This is a genomic window from Rhodoferax sp. WC2427 (assembly GCF_040822085.1).
In the GTDB taxonomy this organism is placed as follows: Bacteria; Pseudomonadota; Gammaproteobacteria; order Burkholderiales; family Burkholderiaceae_C; genus Rhodoferax_B.
Genome location: NZ_CP162006.1, coordinates 3,957,609 through 3,976,741, shown reverse-complemented (window position 1 = coordinate 3,976,741; position 19,133 = coordinate 3,957,609). Strand labels below are relative to the sequence as shown.

Below are 19,133 nucleotides of genomic sequence, written 5' to 3'. Positions count from 1 at the left end.
GGGAGGCCTCATGCGGCGCGGGCTGCGTAGTTGGTGTCGACCCAGTCGCGGTAGGCCCCGCTTTGCACGCGGGCCACCCACTCGGGGTTGTCCAGGTACCAGGCGATGGTTTTGGCGATGCCGGTGGCGAAGGTCTCGGCCGGTTTCCAGCCCAGTTCGCGCTCGATCTTGCTGGCATCGATGGCGTAGCGGCGGTCGTGGCCGGGCCGGTCGGTGACGTAGGTAATCTGCGAGGTGTAGCTCTGGCCGTCGGCGCGGGGGCGCAGGGTGTCGAGCAGTCCGCAGACGGTGTGCACGATGTCCAGGTTGGGCATTTCGTTCCAGCCGCCCACGTTGTAGGTCTCGCCCAGGCGCCCGGCTTCGAGCACGCGGCGGATGGCGCTGCAATGGTCCTTGACATACAGCCAGTCGCGGATTTGCTGGCCGTCGCCGTAAATGGGCAGGGGCTTGCCCGCCAGCGCGTTGACCACCATCAGCGGAATCAGCTTTTCCGGGAAATGGTAGGGGCCGTAGTTGTTGCTGCAATTGGTGGTCAGCACCGGCAGGCCATAGGTGTGGTGGTAGGCGCGCACCAGGTGGTCGCTGGCAGCCTTGCTGGCCGAGTAGGGGCTGTTGGGCTCGTAGGGGTGGTTTTCGGTGAAGGCGGGGTCCGTGGCCGCCAGCGAGCCGTAGACTTCGTCGGTGGAGACGTGCAGGAAACGGAAGCCGGTCTTGGCATCGCCTTGCAAGCCACCCCAGTAGCTGCGTACCGCTTCCAGCAACTGGAAGGTGCCCATCACGTTGGTCTGGACGAAGGCCTCGGGGCTGTGGATGGAACGGTCCACATGCGACTCGGCCGCAAAGTTGACCACGGCGCGGGGCCGGTGCTGGGCCAGCAAGGCTGCCACCAGCGCGTGGTCTCCGATGTCGCCCTGGGCGAAAGTGTGGCGGCTATCGGCTTGCAGGCTGGCCAGGTTCTCCAGATTACCTGCGTAGGTGAGCTTATCGAGGTTGACGACCGCTTCACCCGTCTGAGCGATCCAGTCCAATACAAAATTCGCGCCAATAAAACCTGCGCCGCCAGTCACCAGAATCATGATTTTCCTTGTAGAGCAAAGCGCTGCGGGCAGCGCATAAACCGCTAAAGTTTAGCCCACCCCGGGATCCTGCCCAGGCCGTTTAGAAGTGTGCATCTACACGCAACACCATCGACTGCGTACAGTTGAAGACCCGAATCCCCTTTAAAGAGACTGCCATGGACAAAAAAACCAACCCTTCCGACGATGACACCCCGTCCGGCGCGTCGCCCAAGCCCAGCGTCAAAGATTCCGCCCAGCAGATCTGGCTGGCGGGTCTGGGTGCTTTTGCCAAGGCGCAGGAAGAGGGCAGCAAGGTGTTTGAAGCCCTGGTGAAGGACGGCATCGGCATGCAGACCAAGTCGCAGGCCATGGCCGAGGAAAAGCTGGCCGAGGCCGCCAGCAAGATGACCAGCATGGCCCAGGGCATCACCGAGCGGGCCACCGGCCAGTGGGATAAGCTGGAGAATATTTTTGAAGACCGCGTCGCCAAAGCCCTTCAACGCCTCGGTGTGCCCTCGGCCCAGGACGTGGCGGTGCTGACGGCCCGGGTCGACGAACTCAGCAAATTGGTGCAAACCCTGGTGGCCCAGCAGGAGCCTGCAGCCAAAGCCAAGCGCACGACCAAGCCCGACGCTTGAGCGGGCCGGGCGTGGAAAAAGGGTGCTGCGGCACCCTTTTTGCCGTGTTGAGGGCACTAGCGCCATCCCTAATGCCTGTGTCGGGTCGCGTCGGTTAGAGTGGATGCTCAATAACGGGGGAAGACATCCATGGCGAAAAAAGCGCCGCGCCGCACGGCCGAACGCATTCTGGAAGTGACGCTGGATCTGTTCAACCGGTTTGGCGAGCCCAATGTCTCCACCACCCTGATCTCGGCCGAGCTGTCCATCAGCCCCGGCAACCTGTACTACCACTACCCCGCCAAAGAAGAGCTGATCAACGCCCTGTTTGACCGCTATGAGCGCGGCCTGAACGAACTGCTCAACGCCAGCGACGGCGTACGCGACGTGGAAGATGCCTGGTTCTTCATGCACAGCCTGTTTGAGCTGATCTGGGAACACCGGTTTTTGTACCGCGACCTGAACGACCTGCTGAGCAACAACAGGCACCTGGAAACCCATTTCCAGTCGGTGCTCAAGCACAAGACCCGCGCCATCCGTGCGCTGCTCGATGGCATGGCCCAGTCGGGCGCTTTGCAGATCGACAGCCGCGAAGCCGAGCCCACCGCGACCAGCATGGTGGTGGTGCTGACCTACTGGCTGAGCTTTGAATACGTGCGCGACCCCCGCCACGCGCTGGAGGCCGAGAGCGCCCAGATGGCGCTGCTGCGCGGTGCCCACCACGTGCTGAATTTGCTGTTGCCCTACCTGGAACCGGGCCAGCGCCTGCATTTGTTGAACCTGGTGTCCGCCTACTCCCAACCTGCTGCCGGCGCGGCGGGCTGACCGGTTCCTAAACGCCTGCCCACGAGGAGACACACCATGTTCTTATGGACCGCCTTTCCCCATCCCGGGGCCTATGCGTTTGACGCCGCCAGCACGGCCCTGGGCTGGGCACGCCTGCACCAGGGCGACTCCGAGCCTTTGCCGGTCGATGCGCCCCTGCTCGATGCCTGGGCGCTGTTCCACAACGGCGAATTCCAAAAGGCCGCAGCCGCCGGGCTGGCCCTGGGCGGTGCCGGGCTGACCCTGGCCAACAAGGCCACCTGTATCTACGCCACCTACTTGGAGCCGTTTGAACGCCTGCGGCTCGATCTGTTCCTGGAAGTGGCAGCCCGGGCCGAGGCCCAGGCCCAGGAAGACCCGCAAAACGCCAATGCCTGGTACTGGCACGCCTACGCGCTGGGCCGTTACAGCCAGGGCATCAGCGTGGCCAAGGCGCTGGCCCAGGGCCTGGGCGGCAAGGTCAAGGAGTCGCTGGAGCGCACCATCCGCCTGGAACCGAAGCATGCCGGGGCGCACATCGCATTGGGCGCGTTCCATGCCGAGGTGATCGACAAAGTGGGGGCCTTGATCGGCAGCATGACCTACGGCGTGCGCAAAGACGTGGGCCTGAAGCTGCTGCAAGAAGCCCTGAACCTCACCCCCGGTGCCGCCATCGCCATGGTCGAGTACGCCAACGCCCTGCTGATGCTGGACGGCCAGCAGCGCCTGGCCGAAGCCACTCGCCTGTACGAGCAGGCCGCCACCGCCGCGCCCCTGGATGCCATGGAGCACCTGGATGCGGATCTGGCGCGGTCGGAGCTGGACAGTTAGGCCTGCACCACCACCTCACCCCGCAGCGAGAACGACATCGCCTCGGTCACGCGCACGTCGACCATCTGGCCGATCTGGCGTGGCTGGCCCTGGAAGTTGACCACGCGGTTGCACTCGGTGCGGCCCATCAGCTCCAGGCCTTCGGCGCTGGGGCGTTTGCTCGGGCCTTCGACCAGAATGCGCTGTACGGTGCCGACACGGCGGGCGGCAATGGCGCGTACGCTGTCGTTGAGCACGCCTTGCAGGTGCTGCAGGCGCGCCAGCTTGACGGCGTGCGGGGTGTCGTCGGCCAGGTTGGCGGCGGGGGTGCCGGGGCGGGGGCTGAAGATGAAGCTGAAGCTGTTGTCGTATTCCACGTCATGGATGAGCTTCATCATTTTCTGGAAGTCGTCTTCCGTCTCGCCGGGGAAGCCAACGATAAAGTCGCTGCTCATGGCCATGTCGGGGCGGATGGCGCGCAGCTTGCGCACGGTGCTTTTGTATTCCATGGCGGTGTAGCCGCGCTTCATGGCCATCAGGATGCGGTCGCTGCCGTGCTGTACCGGCAGGTGCAGGTGGCTCACCAGTTTGGGCAGGGTGGCGTAGGCCGCGATCAGGCGCGGGGTGAACTCGTTCGGGTGGCTGGTGGTGTAGCGGATGCGCTCGATGCCGGGGATGTCGGACACGTATTCCAGCAGGAGGGCGAAGTCGGCAATGTCGGCTGTGTCGCCCATCACACCGCGGTAGGCGTTGACGTTCTGGCCCAGCAACGTTACCTCTTTCACGCCCTGGTCGGCCAGCCCGGCCACTTCCACCAGCACGTCTTCAAAAGGCCGCGAAACCTCTTCGCCACGCGTGTACGGCACCACGCAGTAGCTACAGTATTTGGAGCAACCTTCCATGATGCTGACGAAGGCCGATGCGCCCTCCACCCGGGCGGGCGGCAGGTGGTCGAACTTCTCGATCTCGGGGAAGCTGATGTCCACCTGCGGGCGGCTCTGCAGCAGGCGCTGGTTCAGCAGCTCGGGCAGGCGGTGCAGGGTTTGCGGGCCAAACACCACGTCCACATAGGGTGCGCGTTTGATGATGGCATCGCCTTCCTGGCTGGCCACGCAGCCGCCCACGCCGATCTGCACGCCCTTTTTCTTCAGGTGCTTGATGCGGCCCAGGTCGCTGAAGACCTTTTCTTGCGCTTTTTCGCGCACCGAGCAGGTGTTGAACAAAATCAGGTCGGCCTCGTCCACGTTCAACGTGGCCTCGTAGCCCTGGGCGGCGTGCAGTACGTCGACCATCTTGCCCGAGTCGTACTCGTTCATCTGGCAGCCGAAGGTTTTGATAAATACTTTTTTAGACATGGGGGAACTCTCAGTGCAGGACAGCGCAGCGGGCCAGCCGCTGGCGCTCAATCGAAAAGGCCAAAGAAGCGCCAGGGCTTGGCGGCGGTGGGGCGTTTGACTTCGGCTTCGGCCTCGGTCAACAGCCACACCTGGTGGACCGCGCCACCGATCTCACGGGTGTAGTTGACGGCCAGCGTCGGCTGGCCCACCAAGCTGCCCGACAGCACCAGCATGTTGTTGCTGTTGTAGATGCGGGCACCGGGCGAGAGCTGGTCGATCTTGCCATCCAGCAGCACCTGCGGCGGCACCGTGACTTCCAGCGTGCCGCGCAGGGCCGTGGCCGGGAAGTTGCGCTCCTGGGCGTGTAGATTTAAGGAAAAAGTGGCTCCAGCGCTTATGGATAGGGCGAGAGCAGCTATTCTAAATATAGCGTTTCGGTGGGGAGAGAGAATTGGCATACAGCGGTCCGTGGTAAACATCCAGAGGCTGGGGGAGGGGCGATTTTAGTTGCCGCGGGCCTGCGCTGCCTTCAGCTCCATCAGCAGCGCGTGCAGCATCTCGGTGGACAGGCCGTGCACCACCAGCCGGTGCCCGGCCCGCAGCGTGCTCAGCGGCACGAGAGGATGCTTGTTGTTCAGCAGGATCAGGTGCTGCGGTGCGTTCAGGATGGTGGCGGTGTAGATGCCAATGGTTTCGTCCAGTTGCAGCGAATTGGCGGCGCGCCAGAAGTCGTTGTCGGTCAAAAACAGCTGGTAGATGGGTGTGAAGCACTCGATGGCGGTTTGCAAGTCCACCTTGTTCCAGCGGCCATGGGGGAACTGCTCCACGGTCAGTGGCGGCTCCACCACCATGCTGAAGTCGGGCTTTTCCACAAACTGCAGGCGCTGCCCGGCATCGCGCAGGGTCTGGTTCAGGCGGATCACAAAGTTGAACAGGTTCAGGTCGTGCTTGAGGAAGGTCTCGTCCTTCAGGTCGTCCAGCGTCAGGGGCTGCAGCGGGTGGGTGGCGACCGGCGTGGGGGCGTTTTTGGCGATGAATTCCAGGATCTGCCCGCCCATGTGGAAGTGGCGCATCACCAGCCAGTTGGCCTCGGGCGAGACCAGACGCTTGAGCCCCTCGGCCAGCAGCTGGTGCAGCAGCTTGGATGCCGCCCAGCCCCGGGGCATAAACGCCTTGACGACCTGGATCAGCACGATGCAGGTGCGCGCCAGGGGCCGTACAAAGGGCAGCAGGAATTGGCGGGACGCCGAACTCGAATCTTCCAGCCAGGCCTGTTTGACATGGTCGGGCAGTGGGGTGCTTTGGTCTAGGTACAGCGCCAGCCAGGGGCTGGGGTCGGAGGGGTCGTGGTCGCGGGCGAGCAGGTCGGGTAGGCGTTTCATTGGGAGTGTGAAGTTTGGGCAATGTGTTCAAACTGCATCAGGTACAGCTGGGCTGTATGGCGGGCGGTTTGCAGGATGGCATCTGCGGCACGCGGGTCGAGCGCCAGGGTGATTTCGACTGCCGCCAGCCAGCGGGCCAGGTGGTGTGCGTCATTGGCCCCGTGGTATTCCAGAAAACGAAACGCGCTGGGCGGCAGCTTCACCTGCTGGCGCAGCAGCGGCAACAGGGCGGGCACGATGCGCTGGCCGGTGCCTTCGATGATGTAGATGGCACCCAGCAAGCCCAGCGGATTCTCGGTGGCGGCCAGGGCGTGCAGGTAGCTGTTGAGCGCCTCGCCGCCGGGGTTGCGCTGCAGATCGTCCAGCGCGAATGTACCGCCCGCCGCCTGGTAGTCGCTGTAGAGGATGTGGAAGTCGTCCTGCTCGTCGCTGGCGTGGGTCTCTATCAGTGCGCCCAGCTCGGCAAACGGGCCACTGAGCGAGGCCACGGCCTTGCGCATCCACTGGCTGCCCTGGCGCACCTGGGGCACCCATTGCGCCGTCCAATTGCGGTAATCCACCACGCCAAACTGCCCCGCCACCAGCTTGTGGATGACCGGGCTGCGCCACACGTCCGAGCGGTAGCCGTGCCAGATGCTGGCCAGGGCGGTGAGCAGCGGCTGCAGCGTGGGCGGGGCTTTTTGGGGGTCGTGCGGTGCGGGGATGGTGGGCGCGGCTTGAACCACTGGTGCGGGTTTTGCAGGGCTGGCAGGCGCATCGGCCGCTTCCACTTCCAGCAGCATGTAGGCGGCGCTGATGCGGCCCGATTTGGGGATGAAGCAGAGGATCTTTTCGCCCGGCTTCAAGGTGCGGGTGGCGATGAACTCGGCCAGCATGATGAAGATGGATGCCGCCCCGGTGTTGCCCCGGGTGCGCAGGTTGTTGTACCAGCGCTCGGGCGGGATCGTCAGCCCGGCCTTGGCCAGCAGGTCGGCCACCACCGGCATGAATTTTTCGGACGAGTAGTGGCACAGAAAGTGGTCGATCTCGCTGGACTGCACCCAGCCTTGGTCCACCAGCTTCAAATACTCGTGGATGCACACGTCGAACAAGTGCGGCAGCAGGCGGATGTCCTGGCGCAGCGACAAGGCCCCGGCGGCCTCGGCTTCGCTGGCGCTGGGGTAGTCGAGGAAGGAGGTGCTGCGGTCTTCGCTCAGGCCCAGCTGCATGCACACCGGGTAGTCGCCCGCAAAGCTTTGCTGGTGCACCCAGTTGAGTTTGAGGCGCACCTTGGCGCGGCCCGTGGGCGTGTGCAGGCCCTGCGTGCTTTTTCGTCCGTCCACCAGCAGCAGTGCGCCCGCGCCGTCGGACAGCATCCAGCGCAAAAAATGCGCGTCAAAGTCGCTCTGGTAGCCACGCGGGCCAAAGCGGCTGCGCTTGAACATGCGCGAAGGCATCTCGGCCGCCACCGCCAGCGCCTTCTGGTGCGCGCCCAGTTCGATGCCCTGTGCGGCATGCAGGATGGCGGTGACCCCCGCCGCACACACGCCCTGGCTGGACAGCGTGCCCATGGGCGGCGCACCCATTTCGCCCTGCACCATGTTGGCAAAGCCGGGCATCAGTGCGTCGCCGCCCGACGAACCCATGCTGAGCAGTGACACGTCGGCGATGTTTGCCCCGGCCTGGCCCAGGCAGTCGCGCACGGCGGCGGCGGCCATCTGGGCGTGGGATATGGTCGTGCGGCCTTCGGTGTCTATCGCGTAGTGGCGCGACTGGATGCCATTCTCGGCCAGGATGCGGGCCTTGATGCGGCTGGAAATACGGTTCAGCGGGGCAATGTAGGCATCCATCTCGGCATTGGCGATGGGGGCGCCGGGCAGAAAGGAGCCTGCGGATTCGATGTAGACGTGGTTAAAACGGGTAGGCATCAGGTGATCTTGTGGGATGGCATGAGCGGCCGGCTGCGCAAGCGCCGCAGCAGCAGGCCGAGTACAAAGGTGCTGAACATGTAGGGCAGCAGTCCGCCACAGTTCAGGCGCGGGTGGACCCGCTGGCGGTAATGGGCGTGCAAGGTCGGAAGGGACGACCAGTGTGCGCGGCCATGGTGGTGGTGGGCGGTATGCAGGCCGATATTGAACAGCAGCGGGTTCAGCGCGCCCTCGAAATTGCGGGCGAAATCGGTCTTGGAACGGCCATCGGCATGGGCGTGCTGCAGGTAGTTGGTGGCCAGCAGCCAGTGCAGGCCGTGCAGTTGCGGCAGCAGCACCAGCGTCAGCCACTTCTGCCAGTCCAGCAGCGCCAGCCCCAGCCACAAGCCAGCCACCAGCAGGTACTGCAGCACGCAGTATGCAAACGCCCCCGGCGCGCGCCGCCGCAGGCGGCCTAGCCAACGCCCAAACAGCGGGTACAGCGCCCAGGTGGCCTGCAGGGGATGCAGCAGATAGCCCGCCAGGTGGTTGTGGTCGCCGCCAAACCGGTAGGTGCGCGCGGCATCCTGCGGGCCGTGGTGGTAGCGGTGGTGGTTGGCGTTGTGGGTGGCGTGGAACACAAAGCCGGGGTGGCCTTGCAGCAGGGTCAACCACAGATCGGTGGCGCGGTTCAAGCCCCGGCTGCGCCACATCTTCAGGTGCATGTGGTTGTGGTGCACTACGCTGATGCCCAGGGTCAAAAACAGCATCGGCAGATAGAGCCACCAGTGCATGCCATAGCGCCACTGCCACACCACCAGCGCGGGCAGGGCCAGCAGGTACAGCAGCGACTGCCAGTCACGCGGGTGGCGCAGCATGCGGTTTGGCTTGGTGGCGGGCCATATGACGATCTATGTGGGTATTGGCTGCATCCGGCGGCAAGGCGGTGCCGCACAGCCGGTCCATGAACGGAAACATGAAGCCAAAATTGCCCTGGTAGCAGGCGTGGTGCAGGTGGTGGCGGCGGGCCCCATTGAGCCACCAGCGGTCGCGGTCGGCATCGGGCAAGAAGTCGTAATTAGAGTGGCCGATGTTGTTGAACACGATGCTGAACACCGGCACCGACAGCAGCGACCACACATTGAAGTCATGCACCAGCATCGGCAACAGGATCACATTGCCCAACATCATGGCCTCCACCGGGTGGAAGCAGTAACTGGACCAGGGCGTGACGACCACCGAGCGGTGGTGTACCAGGTGAAATTGGCGCAACCAGGGCCGGTGCAGCAGCCAGTGGTTGGTGTAGAAGTGCACCTCGTTCCACACCACCAAAACGCCAATTTCCAATGCAATCTGCCAGCCGCTGGCATCGGTGGCCAGGCGGGCCCAGCCCAGCTGCAAAAAGCCCCAGGGCACCACGCTGCCCACGCCAAACAGCAAGATGGCCAGGGCCGATTGCCGGAGCTCACGGGCGGTTTGGCCCGGGCCCAGCGGGCGGGGGTCCAATGGGCTACCTTTTCCCCATAGCGGCATGAGCACGCGGACGATGCCCAGGTTGATAGCACCGGTGGCCAGGTACAGCGTGGCGAAAAAAATGCAGCCCCACAGCATGATCTGGGGCCCACTAAGAGAAAGAAGTGTGTCTCGCATCGAGGGCAGGTACCAGCACAGGACAAGGGATGCTCAGTTTACTGTAGCGCTCCAGGCAGGTACAGCCTGCGGTGGCATTGGCTTGCAAATTGCTAGTGTCATGGAATAGTCGCAAAGTAGTCATATATCGCCACTACGATTGCGCTAGCAAAGGGCTGGCAGTAGTATGCAATCGGGGAGTTTCAGGCATTTTTTGTGCCTTCACGCAGCCAGTCCAGGCTGGGTATGTACCAATGTATGCGCTTGTGCAGCCGTTGGCACAGCCCTGATCTTTCATCGGTCACATGTGTCTTTATCAGATTACTGAAATTTCAAAAAAGGAAGTGATATGCCTCGTCAAATGTTCAAAGTTCTAGCCGTCACCGCTGCGGTCTCCGCGGCCCTGGGTGGTGTGCAAAGTGCTTCGGCCCAGTCGGCCCAACTGGTGGCAGCCGCCAAGGCCGAGGGCGAGCTGACTGTCATTGCCCTGGCCCGCTCTTGGTGTGGCTACGGCAAATTGATCGATGCCTTCAAGGCCAAGTACGGCATCAAGGTCAACGAACTGAACCCCGACGCGGGCTCTGGTGATGAGCTAGAAGCCATCAAGGCCAATAAAGACAACAAAGGCCCGCAAGCGCCGGACGTGATCGACGTGGGCCTGTCCTTCGGCCCCCAGGCCAAAGCTGCAGGTTTGCTGCAACCCTACAAGGTGGCCAACTGGGCCACCATTCCTGATTCGACCAAGGACGCGCAAGGCTACTGGTACGGCGACTACTACGGCGTGCTGGCCTTCGAAGTCAACACCGACCTGATCAGCAAGGTGCCTGCCGACTGGAGCGACCTGCTCAAGTCCGACTACAAGAATTCCGTGGCCCTGGCGGGTGACCCCCGCTCGGCCAACCAGGCGATCCAGGGTGTCTACGCCGCAGGCGTGGCCATGGGCGGCAAAGATGCAGCTACTGCCAGCGCGGCCGGTTTGAAGTTCTTTGCCGACATGAACAAGGCCGGTAATTTTGTGCCGGTGACCGGCAAGGCCGCGTCGCTGGCCCAGGGCACCACGCCCATCGTGATCCGCTGGGATTACAACGCCCTGGCCGACCGTGACGCACTCAAGGGCAACCCCAAGGTCGCCGTGGTAGTGCCCAAGACCGGTGTGGTCGCAGGCGTGTACGTGCAAGGCATCAGCGCCTACGCACCGCACCCGAACGCGGCCAAGCTGTGGATGGAATTCCTGTACTCGGACGAAGGCCAGATTGGCTGGCTGGATGGTTACTGCCACCCCATCCGCTTCACCGACCTGGTGGCCAAGAACAAGCTGCCCAAGGCCATGCTCGACAAGCTGCCCCCCGCAGCCGGTTATGCCAAGGCCGTGTTCCCCACCCTGGAAGACCAAAACGCTTCCAAAGACATCATCACCAAGCAGTGGGGTGTGGTGGGCGCTGACGTAGCCAAGTAAGCACCGCGTTAGGTTAGTGACCTCGCTGGCATGGTTCTCACGGGCCATGCCAGTATTGTTTTAGGGATAGTTTGCACAAAGGCGTAGCACCACGTGGCACCTACTTTGAATTCCGGCGGGGGCTTGGTTCCGGCGAAGTCCGCCCAGCCCAGTCCACCGTGGCACTGGCTTGGCGTGCTGCCATTCCTGCTGTTTGCTGCGCTGTTCTTGATTTTGCCCACGGCCTACCTGATGGTCGGGGCGTTCCAGGACGAAGCCGGGCATTTCACCCTGGCCAATATTTTTGGTTTGTGGACCGACAGCGTCATCCAGGCCTACTGGATCAGCTTTCGCATCAGTGCTGCATCGGCCCTGGGCGGCGGCATTATTGGGTTCTTATTGGCCTGGGCGGCGGTGCAGGGCAAGCTGCCAGGCTGGATCAAGCCCACTTTGATGACTTTCTCGGGCGTGGCCTCCAATTTTGCGGGCGTGCCTCTGGCCTTTGCCTTCCTGGCCACGCTGGGCCGGGTGGGCCTGGTCACGGCGCTGATGCGCAAGTACCTGGGTTTTGACCTGTACTCCACCGGCTTCAGCATTCTCAGCTTCACCGGGCTGACGCTGACCTACCTGTATTTTCAGATTCCACTGATGGTGTTGATCGTCTCGCCCGCGCTGGAAGGCCTGAAGCGCGAATGGCGCGAGGCCTGCGACTGCCTGGGCGGCTCGGCCTACCACTACTGGCGCTATATCGCACTGCCGGTGCTGTGGCCCAGCATCATGGGTGCCGTGCTGCTGCTGTTTGCCAATGCCTTTGGTGCGGTGGCCACGGCCTACGCGCTCACCGGCAGCTCGCTCAATATCGTGCCCATCCTGCTGTACGCGCAGATCCGTGGCGACGTGCTGCACAACCCCAACCTGGGCTATGCGCTGGCCCTGGGCATGGTGGTGATCACCGGTGTTTCCAACGCAGGCTACATCTGGCTGCGCAGCAAATCAGAAAAGGGGCGCATATGAGCTCAACCTCTTCATCCCCGTCGCGTTTGGGCGCCTGGATCGCCATTGGCGTGGGGGCCAGCTACTTCCTGATTCCGCTCATCGCCACCTTTGAGTTCAGCATGCGCATGCTGCGCGGCGAATACAGCTTCGAGGCCTACCGGGTGGTGTTTACCGACCCGCTGTTCCAGGCCACGTTTGGCTACTCGATCATGATGGCCGTCATCACCATCGTGGTGGGCGTGCTGCTGGTGGTGCCCACGGCGTACTGGGTGCAATTGCGCCTGCCCAAGCTGCGCCCGCTGGTGGAGTTCATCACCTTGCTGCCGCTGGTGATTCCGGCCATCGTCATCGTGTTTGGCTACCTGCGCATCTTTGGCAGCAACTCGTGGATTCCGCTGACCGGCAACGAACGCGCCACCGACTTCCTGCTGGTGTGCAGCTACGTGACCCTGTCGCTGCCCTACATGTACCGCTCCATCGATACCGGCCTGCGCACCATCGACGTGCGCACCCTGACCGAGGCCGCGGAAGTGCTGGGGGCGGGCACCTTCACCATTTTGTTCAAGGTGATCTTTCCCAACCTGCGCTCGGCCATTTTGTCGGGCGCCTTCCTGACCTTTGCGGTGGTGATTGGCGAGTTCACCATGGCCAGCCTGCTCAGCCGACCGGCGTTTGGCCCCTACCTGCAACTGGTGGGTGCCAACAAGGCGTACGAGCCGTCGGCCTTGGCCATCATGGCTTTCATGATCACCTGGGCCTCGATGGGCCTGATCCAGGTCTTTGGCCGCAATGCCAAGAACGCCGTCAAGCAATAAATTTTTCAGAAAAAAAACCGCACATGGCTTTCCTCGAAATCTCCCATCTGAAAAAGACCTTTGGCACCCAAACCGCCGTACACGACTTCACCATGGACATCGCCAAAGGCGAGTTCATCACCTTCCTCGGCCCCTCCGGCTGCGGCAAGACCACCATCCTGCGCATGCTGGCCGGGTTTGAAGGCCCCTCGGGCGGCACTATCCGATTCGACGGCAAGGACGTCACCCATACGCCCACCAGCCAGCGCAACATCGGCATGGTGTTCCAGTCGTACGCGCTGTTCCCCAACATGACGGTGGCCGAGAACATCGGCTTTGGCCTCAAGGTCGCCAAGATGCCGCAAGAACAGATCCAGGTCCGCGTGACCGAGATGCTCAAGCTGATCGGCCTGGCGGCGCTGGGTGCACGCTACCCCTGGCAGCTGTCGGGCGGGCAGCAACAGCGGGTAGCGCTGGCGCGTGCGCTGGCGGGCAAGCCGCAGGTGCTGCTGCTGGACGAACCTTTGTCGGCGCTGGACGCCAAGATCCGCGTCTCGCTGCGCGAAGAAATCCGCGCCGTGCAGCGCGAGCTGGGCATCACCTCGGTGTTCGTGACCCACGACCAGGAAGAGGCGCTGTCCATCTCCGACCGCATCGTGGTGCTCAACGAAGGCCGGGTCGAGCAGATCGGCACGCCCAGCGAGGTCTACAACTTCCCGCGCACCCGTTTCGTGGCTTCGTTTGTGGGCACGCTGAACCTGTTGTCGGGGGTGGTGGTGGACCCGGCCGCGGGCCAGATTTCGGTGGCCGGGCAGCCGCTGGTCACCGCCAACAAAATGCCGGGGGCGGTGGCCGGGCAAATCCGGGCGCTGGCCATCCGGCCCGAAGCCATCACCCTGGAGCCACCGGTGCCCGGCCGCAACACCCTGCAAGCCACGGTGGAAGACGTGAATTTCCTGGGGGCGGTGGTGCGCATCCGTGCCCGCACGGGCACCTTTGTGCTGTCGCTCGACGTCTTCAACGACCCGCACCGCACCTTGCCGCAGCGCGGCGAGAACGTGACCCTGGGCTTCTCTTTTGACAACCTGCTGGTACTGGAAGAAACGGTCTGAACCATGGCATCTGCATTGACTCCCGGCTGGTCTCCCGCCAACCGCCGCGCCCTGCAACACCTGCTGGACAGCCTGGGCCAGCACAGCCCCGGCTATGACCCGGCGCGCAAGCCCTACGCGGTGTTCGACTGGGACAACACCTGCATCATGAACGACACCGAAGAAGCCTTGCTGCTGTACCAGGCGGAAAACCTGCAGTTCAAGCTGACCCCGGCCGAGTTTGCCGAGGTGCTGCGCCAGGGCGTGCCCGAAGGCGTGTTCCACGCCGACTACACCAACCTGGACGGCCAGCCGGTGTCCATGCACGACCTGGCGGCCGACATCGACGAAGCCTACGCCTGGCTATACGCCCATTGCGATACCCTGGGCGGCACCCAGCCGCTGGCCGCCATCCGCCAGACCGCGCCCTTCCAAAACTTCCGCGCCAAGTTCTACTTTCTGTACGGTGCGCTGTGCGACAGCTACCCGATGGAAGTGGGCTACAAGTGGATCATCTACTTCTACAAAAACTTCACCCCGGCCGAGTTCCAGGCCCTGGTGGCCAACTGCGTGGCCCACAACCTGGCCGAGCCCCTGGTGCAGGCACCCATCCACAGCAGCGCCGAGCTACCGGGCCGGGCAGGCCGGGTCGCCCCGGTGCACTTCTACGGCATGCGGGTGGACTCCGACATGGTGGCGTTGATGGGGGCTTTGCGCGCCCATGGTTTTGACGTGCATGTATCCACCGCGTCCATGGACGATGTGGTGCGCGCATTTGCCAGCCAGCCCGACTACGGCTACGGCGTGCCGCCCGAGAACGTGCTGGGCCTGAAGCTGGACATCCAGGACGGCAAGTACACCAACGTGTACCGCGCAGACTGGCACTTCAACTGGGGGCCGGGCAAAACCACCGGCATCGAAAAGCATTTCATCGCCACCAAGGGCTACGGCCCGGCGCTGGTGTGTGGTGACAGCGATGGCGACGCGTGGATGATGAAAGACTTTGCCGACACCCGGCTGGGCGTGATCATCAACCGCCTGCACACCGGTCAGATCGGGGCCAACAGCCAGCAGGCGGTGGCCACGCTGGGCCAGCCGCAGGCGCGCTTTGTGCTGCAGGGCCGCGATGAACACACCGGCCGCTTCAACGGCCAGGAGGCGACGCTGAAATACGGCCAGGCCGAGGCGCGGCTACTGGCCTGAAAGTTCAGGCCGCACGCACTGCGCGCGTGCCACCCAGCGTGACGCGCGCAAACACAAACGCCGCGATGGCCGACCCGGCAATGCCCAGCACCATGGGCCGGGCGCTGCCGTCCACAAACAGGCCCACCACGGCCATCACCAGCGCGCCCACCACAAACTGGATGGTGCCCATCAGGGCCGACGCGGTGCCGGCAATCTCGCCGTGCTCTTCCAGCGCCAGCACGGCGGTGGTGGGCACCACCAGGCCCAAAAAGCCAAAGCCGACGAACAGCAGGCCGATCAGCACGTCCAGTCGGTCCACGCCGCCCAGGTTCACCAGCAGCAGCACCGCCATCACCGCGGCAAAGCCGGTTACGGCGATGTTCACCACCTTGACCAGGCCAAAGCGCTGGCTCAGCTTGCCGGTGAACTGCGACACCCCGATGAAGGCGGCGGCGTTGACCGAGAAGGTGATGCTGTACTGGCGCGGTGTGAGCCCGTAGTGGTCGATCATGATGAAGGACGAATTGGCCAGGTAGGCAAAGAAGCTGGCCATGCCGAAGGCCCCGATCAGCACCAGCCCCAGGTAATGCCGGTCGCGCAGCAGCTTGCCATAGCCCGCCAGGGCGCTTGCCACGCTGCTGTTGACCCGCTCGGACGCGGGGCGGGTTTCGGGCAGGCTGGTAGCCAGCAGGGCCAGGCCCAGGGCCGCCGCCACGGTGACGGCCCAGAACACGCTGCGCCAGCCAAACCACTCGATCAAAAAGCTGCCCGCCAGCGGCGCCAGGATGGGCGACACGCTGAACACCAGCATCAGCAGCGACATCAGCCGGGCGGCATCATGGCCGGTGTGCAGATCGCGCACGATGGCCCGCGGAATCACCATGCCCGCGCAGGCTCCCAGGCCTTGGATGAAGCGCAGCACCACCAGGGTGTGCACGTCGGGGGCCAGCGCGCAGCCAATGCTGCCCGCCGCAAACAGCAGCAGGCCAAAGTACAGCGGCGCCTTGCGGCCAAACATGTCGGACACCGGGCCGTAGATGATTTGCCCAACGCCCATGGAAACAAAAAACACCATCAGGCTGAGCTGCACCGCGGCCATGGAGGCGTTCAAGGTCTGGCCGATGGAGGGCAGGGCGGGCAGGTACATGTCGATGGCAAACGGGCCAATGGCCGACAGCAAACCCAGGACCAGTGCAGTGCGGAAGAAGTTTGATTTCATGTGGCAGCTCTGTAACGGAAACCCAAAAACGGAAAAACCCGCAGAGCGGGTGCTCTGCGGGTTTTAGATTTGGTGGTGATAGGTGGATTTGAACCACCGACATCAGCATTATGAATGCTGCGCTCTAACCAACTGAGCTATATCACCAAAGAGGAAAATTATATACCGAATTCTGGCCTGTTTTTAGCGGTGCGTAAAAACTGCCTTGCGCTTGTTCAGGAACGCGTCCATGCCTTCGCGCTTGTCGGCGGTGGAGAACATGGCGTGGAACAGGCGGCGCTCGAACAACATGCCTTCGCTCAGGCTGCTTTCAAAAGCGCGGTTGACCGATTCCTTGGTGGCCATCACCGCCAGCTGGCCGTAGTCGCAGATCACCAGCGCCGCGCCCAGTGCCTCGGTCATCAGCTGGTCCAGCGGCACCACGCGGCTCACCAGGCCTGCACGCTCGGCTTCAACGGCATCCACCATGCGGCCCGTCAGGGCCATGTCCATGGCTTTGGATTTGCCCACGGCGCGCGGCAGGCGCTGGGTGCCGCCCGCGCCGGGAATCACGCCCAGCTTGATCTCGGGCTGGCCGAACCTGGCGTTGTCGGCGGCGATGATGAAGTCGCAGGCCATGGCCAGCTCGCAGCCACCGCCCAGTGCAAAGCCCGCCACCGCAGCAATCACCGGCTTGCGCACGCTGCGCAGGGTTTCCCAGTTGCGGGTAACGAAGTCGGTCTTGAAGGTGTCCGAGAAGTCGTAGGCCGCCATGGCGGCGATGTCCGCGCCCGCCGCAAAGGCTTTTTCGCTGCCGGTGACGATGATGCAGCCAATGGCCGGGTCGGCATCAAAGGCCTTGAGCGCGTGGCCCAGCTCGTCCATCAGCTGGTCGTTCAGGGCGTTGAGCTGCTTGGGGCGGTTCAGGGTGACGATGCCGACCTTGCCAGCCTCGGTGGTGGCGGTGATTGCCTGGTAGTCCATCAAATATCCTTTAAGGTTTGCTATTTAATTTAGAGCTGCTCACGCTTATTCGATAAGCACTAGAAGCACTTTTTGCATATAAATCAGGTTTTGCCGGGCTCCAGCCAGGCGGTGACAGCGCGGGCGTTCTCGGTGCTCAGCCGCCAGGTGGTGGTGCTGGCCCCGGTGGGCAAGGTCAGCGGCAGGCGCAGCAGGCGTTTGTCGCGCGCCACCAGGGCGGTGCATTGGCGGGTGGTCCCCAGGTACAACAGCAGATCGTCCAGCTTGGCCATGCGCCAGCCGCCCTCGGCGGTTTCCACGCCCAGCCATTCGTCGCCCGCCGCCATGCCTGCCTGCTCGGCCGCGCCGCCGCGCAGTACCACCTTGACCTGCACGCCCTGGGCCTCGGCCACGCGCAGGCCCAGGCGTTGGGCCAGTTGGGCCGGGTCTTCGTGCACCGCCACGCCGTGGCCGGCCAGCAGGTCTTTCAGCGGCAAGTCGGCGGTGCCGTGCACCCAGGCCTGGATTTCGGCGTCGAAGCTGCGGCCGGCCAGGTCGGCCAGCACCTCGGCAAAGTCGGCCTCGCGCATCGGCCCGGCCTGGCAGCGTTGCCACAGCGCGCGCATGACCTCGTCCAGCGTGGTCTGGCCCTGGCCGCGCAGGGTCAAGTCGAAGCACAGGGCCACCAGCGCGCCCTTGGTGTAGTAGCTCACCGTGGCGTTGGGGGTGTTTTCGTCCTGCCGGTAGTACTTGACCCACGCGTCCATGCTGGCCTGGGCCACCGACTGGACGAAGCGGCCCGGGGTTTGTTGCACCTGGTTGATGGTCTTGTTCAGCAGCTTGAGGTAGTGGGCGTTGTCCAGCAGCCCGGCGCGGCGCAGCAGCAGGTCGTCGTAGTAGCTGGTGAAGCCTTCAAAAAACCACAGCAGCGGGGTGTACTGCTCTGCGTCGTAGGCGTAGCGCGCAAACTCGGCCGGGCGCAGGCGCTTGACGTTCCAGGTGTGGAAGTATTCGTGGCAGATCAGCCCCAGCAGGGTGGTGTAGCCCTCGCTGCGCTTGACCGGGGCATCGCTGCGTTTGGTGCTGCCGTCGGGTTTTTTGGCCTCGGCATCCGGCAGGCGCGGCAGGTCGCGGCGGTTGCAGACCAGTACGGTGGAGTTGCCGTGTTCCAGCCCGCCGTAGCCGTCGTCCACGGCGTTGAGCATGAACAGGTAGTTTTTGTGCGGTGGCTTGCCGGGGCGCTTGCCGTCGCCGTTGGCGCTGTGCCAGAAGCGGATCTCGGCCTCGCAAATGGCCTTGGTGTCGGCCAGCAGCCGCGCACCGTCGAACGAGGGCGGTGCGCCCGCCACCACAAAGCGGTGCGGCACGCCACAGGCCTTGAATGCACCGCTCCAGAAGGTGCCCAGCTCCACCGGGCAGTCCACCAGTTCGTCATAGTGGTCGGCCTGGTAGTGGCCAAAGCCGGCGGTGTCGACCTTGGTGGCGGTCAGGCCGGTGGCCACCGACCAGTGCGCGATGGCCGGGGCGGCCACCAGTTCCAGGCCGTGCGCCGTATGTTCCTGCCCGTGCACCCGCAAAAACAGGCTGGTGCCGTTGAAGAACCCACGGGTGGCGTCCAGCCAGGCGGTGCGCACCGAGGCGTCATTGGCGTAGACCTCGCACACCAGCACCAGCGGCTTGCCCGGCTGCGCCGCGACTTCCCAGGTGTTTTTGTCCAGCTGCTGCAAGGGCAGGGTGCGCTTGCCCTGGCGGGCCTGCAGGTGCTGCAGGTTCTTGGAGAATTCGCGCACCAGGTAGCTGCCCGGGATCCACACCGGCAGCGATACCCGCTGCAGGGCGGCGGGCTGGGCGACGGTTAGCGTAACGCGGAAAAGGTGGGCGTGGAGATGGGCAACCTCCACGCGGTAATGGACGGGGCACATCTCAGTGGGGTTTGGCATGGTGCCAA

The 19,133-nt window shown here is 63.8% G+C and carries 18 protein-coding genes and 1 tRNA gene; 8 read left to right on the top strand and 11 right to left on the bottom strand.

Features of this window, described 5'->3' with window-relative positions; all coding sequences use genetic code 11:
* Positions 1-8: 8 nt before the first annotated feature.
* Positions 9-1,076 carry a dTDP-glucose 4,6-dehydratase gene (gene rfbB / locus AB3G31_RS18500; protein WP_367847529.1) on the bottom strand — a complete coding sequence of 356 codons (1,068 nt, stop codon included), beginning with the start codon at positions 1,074-1,076 and terminating at the stop codon, positions 9-11.
* 158 nt (positions 1,077-1,234) lie between these two features.
* Here rfbB and AB3G31_RS18495 point away from each other — a divergent pair, with 158 nt between their 5' ends.
* The 3 genes from AB3G31_RS18495 to AB3G31_RS18485 all read left to right on the top strand — a co-directional run bounded on the left by AB3G31_RS18495 (position 1,235) and on the right by AB3G31_RS18485 (position 3,310).
* Positions 1,235-1,696 (top strand): phasin family protein, encoded by a 462-nt coding sequence (locus AB3G31_RS18495; protein WP_367847528.1) that lies wholly within the window; start codon positions 1,235-1,237, stop codon positions 1,694-1,696.
* A 129-nt stretch (positions 1,697-1,825) separates the two neighbouring features.
* A complete protein-coding gene (locus AB3G31_RS18490; protein ID WP_367847527.1) occupies positions 1,826-2,500 on the top strand; it encodes a TetR/AcrR family transcriptional regulator in 675 nt (224 codons plus the stop codon).
* A 36-nt stretch (positions 2,501-2,536) separates the two neighbouring features.
* Positions 2,537-3,310, top strand: a complete 774-nt coding sequence (locus tag AB3G31_RS18485) for a hypothetical protein (RefSeq protein ID WP_367847526.1) — start codon at positions 2,537-2,539, stop codon at positions 3,308-3,310.
* Here AB3G31_RS18485 and miaB read toward each other — a convergent pair.
* Genes miaB through AB3G31_RS18455 form a run of 6 tightly spaced genes read right to left on the bottom strand, consistent with a single transcriptional unit; the run spans position 3,307 to position 9,544 of the window.
* The gene (gene miaB, locus AB3G31_RS18480; protein WP_367847525.1) at positions 3,307-4,644 is read right to left on the bottom strand and encodes a tRNA (N6-isopentenyl adenosine(37)-C2)-methylthiotransferase MiaB; all 1,338 of its coding nucleotides are present in this window, start codon (positions 4,642-4,644) and stop codon (positions 3,307-3,309) included. The two genes, AB3G31_RS18485 and miaB, sit on opposite strands and share 4 nt — an antisense overlap.
* A 47-nt stretch (positions 4,645-4,691) precedes the next feature.
* A complete protein-coding gene (locus AB3G31_RS18475; protein WP_367847524.1) occupies positions 4,692-5,084 on the bottom strand; it encodes a hypothetical protein in 393 nt (130 codons plus the stop codon).
* Between the two features lie 45 nt (positions 5,085-5,129).
* Positions 5,130-6,008 (bottom strand): hypothetical protein, encoded by an 879-nt coding sequence (locus AB3G31_RS18470; RefSeq protein WP_367847523.1) that lies wholly within the window; start codon positions 6,006-6,008, stop codon positions 5,130-5,132.
* Complete coding sequence (locus AB3G31_RS18465) at positions 6,005-7,915, bottom strand: iron-containing redox enzyme family protein (RefSeq protein WP_367847522.1); 1,911 nt, start codon at positions 7,913-7,915, stop codon at positions 6,005-6,007. Before AB3G31_RS18465 ends, AB3G31_RS18470 begins: the two co-directional genes overlap by 4 nt.
* Positions 7,915-8,772 carry a fatty acid desaturase gene (locus AB3G31_RS18460; protein ID WP_367847521.1) on the bottom strand — a complete coding sequence of 286 codons (858 nt, stop codon included), beginning with the start codon at positions 8,770-8,772 and terminating at the stop codon, positions 7,915-7,917. The genes AB3G31_RS18465 and AB3G31_RS18460 overlap by 1 nt, the downstream gene beginning before the upstream one ends.
* Complete coding sequence (locus AB3G31_RS18455) at positions 8,753-9,544, bottom strand: sterol desaturase family protein (RefSeq protein ID WP_367847520.1); 792 nt, start codon at positions 9,542-9,544, stop codon at positions 8,753-8,755. The genes AB3G31_RS18460 and AB3G31_RS18455 overlap by 20 nt, the downstream gene beginning before the upstream one ends.
* Before the next feature lie 328 nt (positions 9,545-9,872).
* Between AB3G31_RS18455 and AB3G31_RS18450 the strand changes: the two genes are divergently transcribed.
* From AB3G31_RS18450 to AB3G31_RS18430, 5 genes are all read left to right on the top strand, one after another.
* Positions 9,873-10,979, top strand: a complete 1,107-nt coding sequence (locus tag AB3G31_RS18450) for an ABC transporter substrate-binding protein (protein ID WP_367847519.1) — start codon at positions 9,873-9,875, stop codon at positions 10,977-10,979.
* Between the two features lie 123 nt (positions 10,980-11,102).
* On the top strand, positions 11,103-11,972 hold the full coding sequence (locus tag AB3G31_RS18445) for an ABC transporter permease (protein WP_367850382.1): 870 nt from the start codon (positions 11,103-11,105) through the stop codon (positions 11,970-11,972).
* Positions 11,969-12,769 carry an ABC transporter permease gene (locus AB3G31_RS18440; protein ID WP_367847518.1) on the top strand — a complete coding sequence of 267 codons (801 nt, stop codon included), beginning with the start codon at positions 11,969-11,971 and terminating at the stop codon, positions 12,767-12,769. The genes AB3G31_RS18445 and AB3G31_RS18440 overlap by 4 nt, the downstream gene beginning before the upstream one ends.
* Positions 12,770-12,792: 23 nt before the next feature.
* Positions 12,793-13,860, top strand: a complete 1,068-nt coding sequence (locus AB3G31_RS18435) for an ABC transporter ATP-binding protein (protein WP_367847517.1) — start codon at positions 12,793-12,795, stop codon at positions 13,858-13,860.
* A gap of 3 nt (positions 13,861-13,863) precedes the next feature.
* Positions 13,864-15,042, top strand: coding sequence for a haloacid dehalogenase-like hydrolase (locus AB3G31_RS18430; protein WP_367847516.1), 1,179 nt, complete (start codon positions 13,864-13,866; stop codon positions 15,040-15,042).
* Between the two features lie 4 nt (positions 15,043-15,046).
* On the opposite strand, the gene AB3G31_RS18425 is transcribed toward AB3G31_RS18430, so the two are convergent.
* From AB3G31_RS18425 to AB3G31_RS18410, 4 genes are all read right to left on the bottom strand, one after another.
* Positions 15,047-16,243 (bottom strand): multidrug effflux MFS transporter, encoded by a 1,197-nt coding sequence (locus AB3G31_RS18425; protein WP_367847515.1) that lies wholly within the window; start codon positions 16,241-16,243, stop codon positions 15,047-15,049.
* Positions 16,244-16,313: 70 nt separating this feature from the next.
* Positions 16,314-16,390 (bottom strand) — tRNA-Met (locus AB3G31_RS18420).
* Between the two features lie 36 nt (positions 16,391-16,426).
* Positions 16,427-17,206 carry an enoyl-CoA hydratase gene (locus AB3G31_RS18415; RefSeq protein WP_367847514.1) on the bottom strand — a complete coding sequence of 260 codons (780 nt, stop codon included), beginning with the start codon at positions 17,204-17,206 and terminating at the stop codon, positions 16,427-16,429.
* 83 nt (positions 17,207-17,289) lie between these two features.
* Positions 17,290-19,125: a M61 family metallopeptidase gene (locus AB3G31_RS18410; RefSeq protein ID WP_367847513.1), complete on the bottom strand. Its 1,836-nt coding sequence runs from the start codon at positions 19,123-19,125 to the stop codon at positions 17,290-17,292.
* Positions 19,126-19,133: the final 8 nt, after the last annotated feature.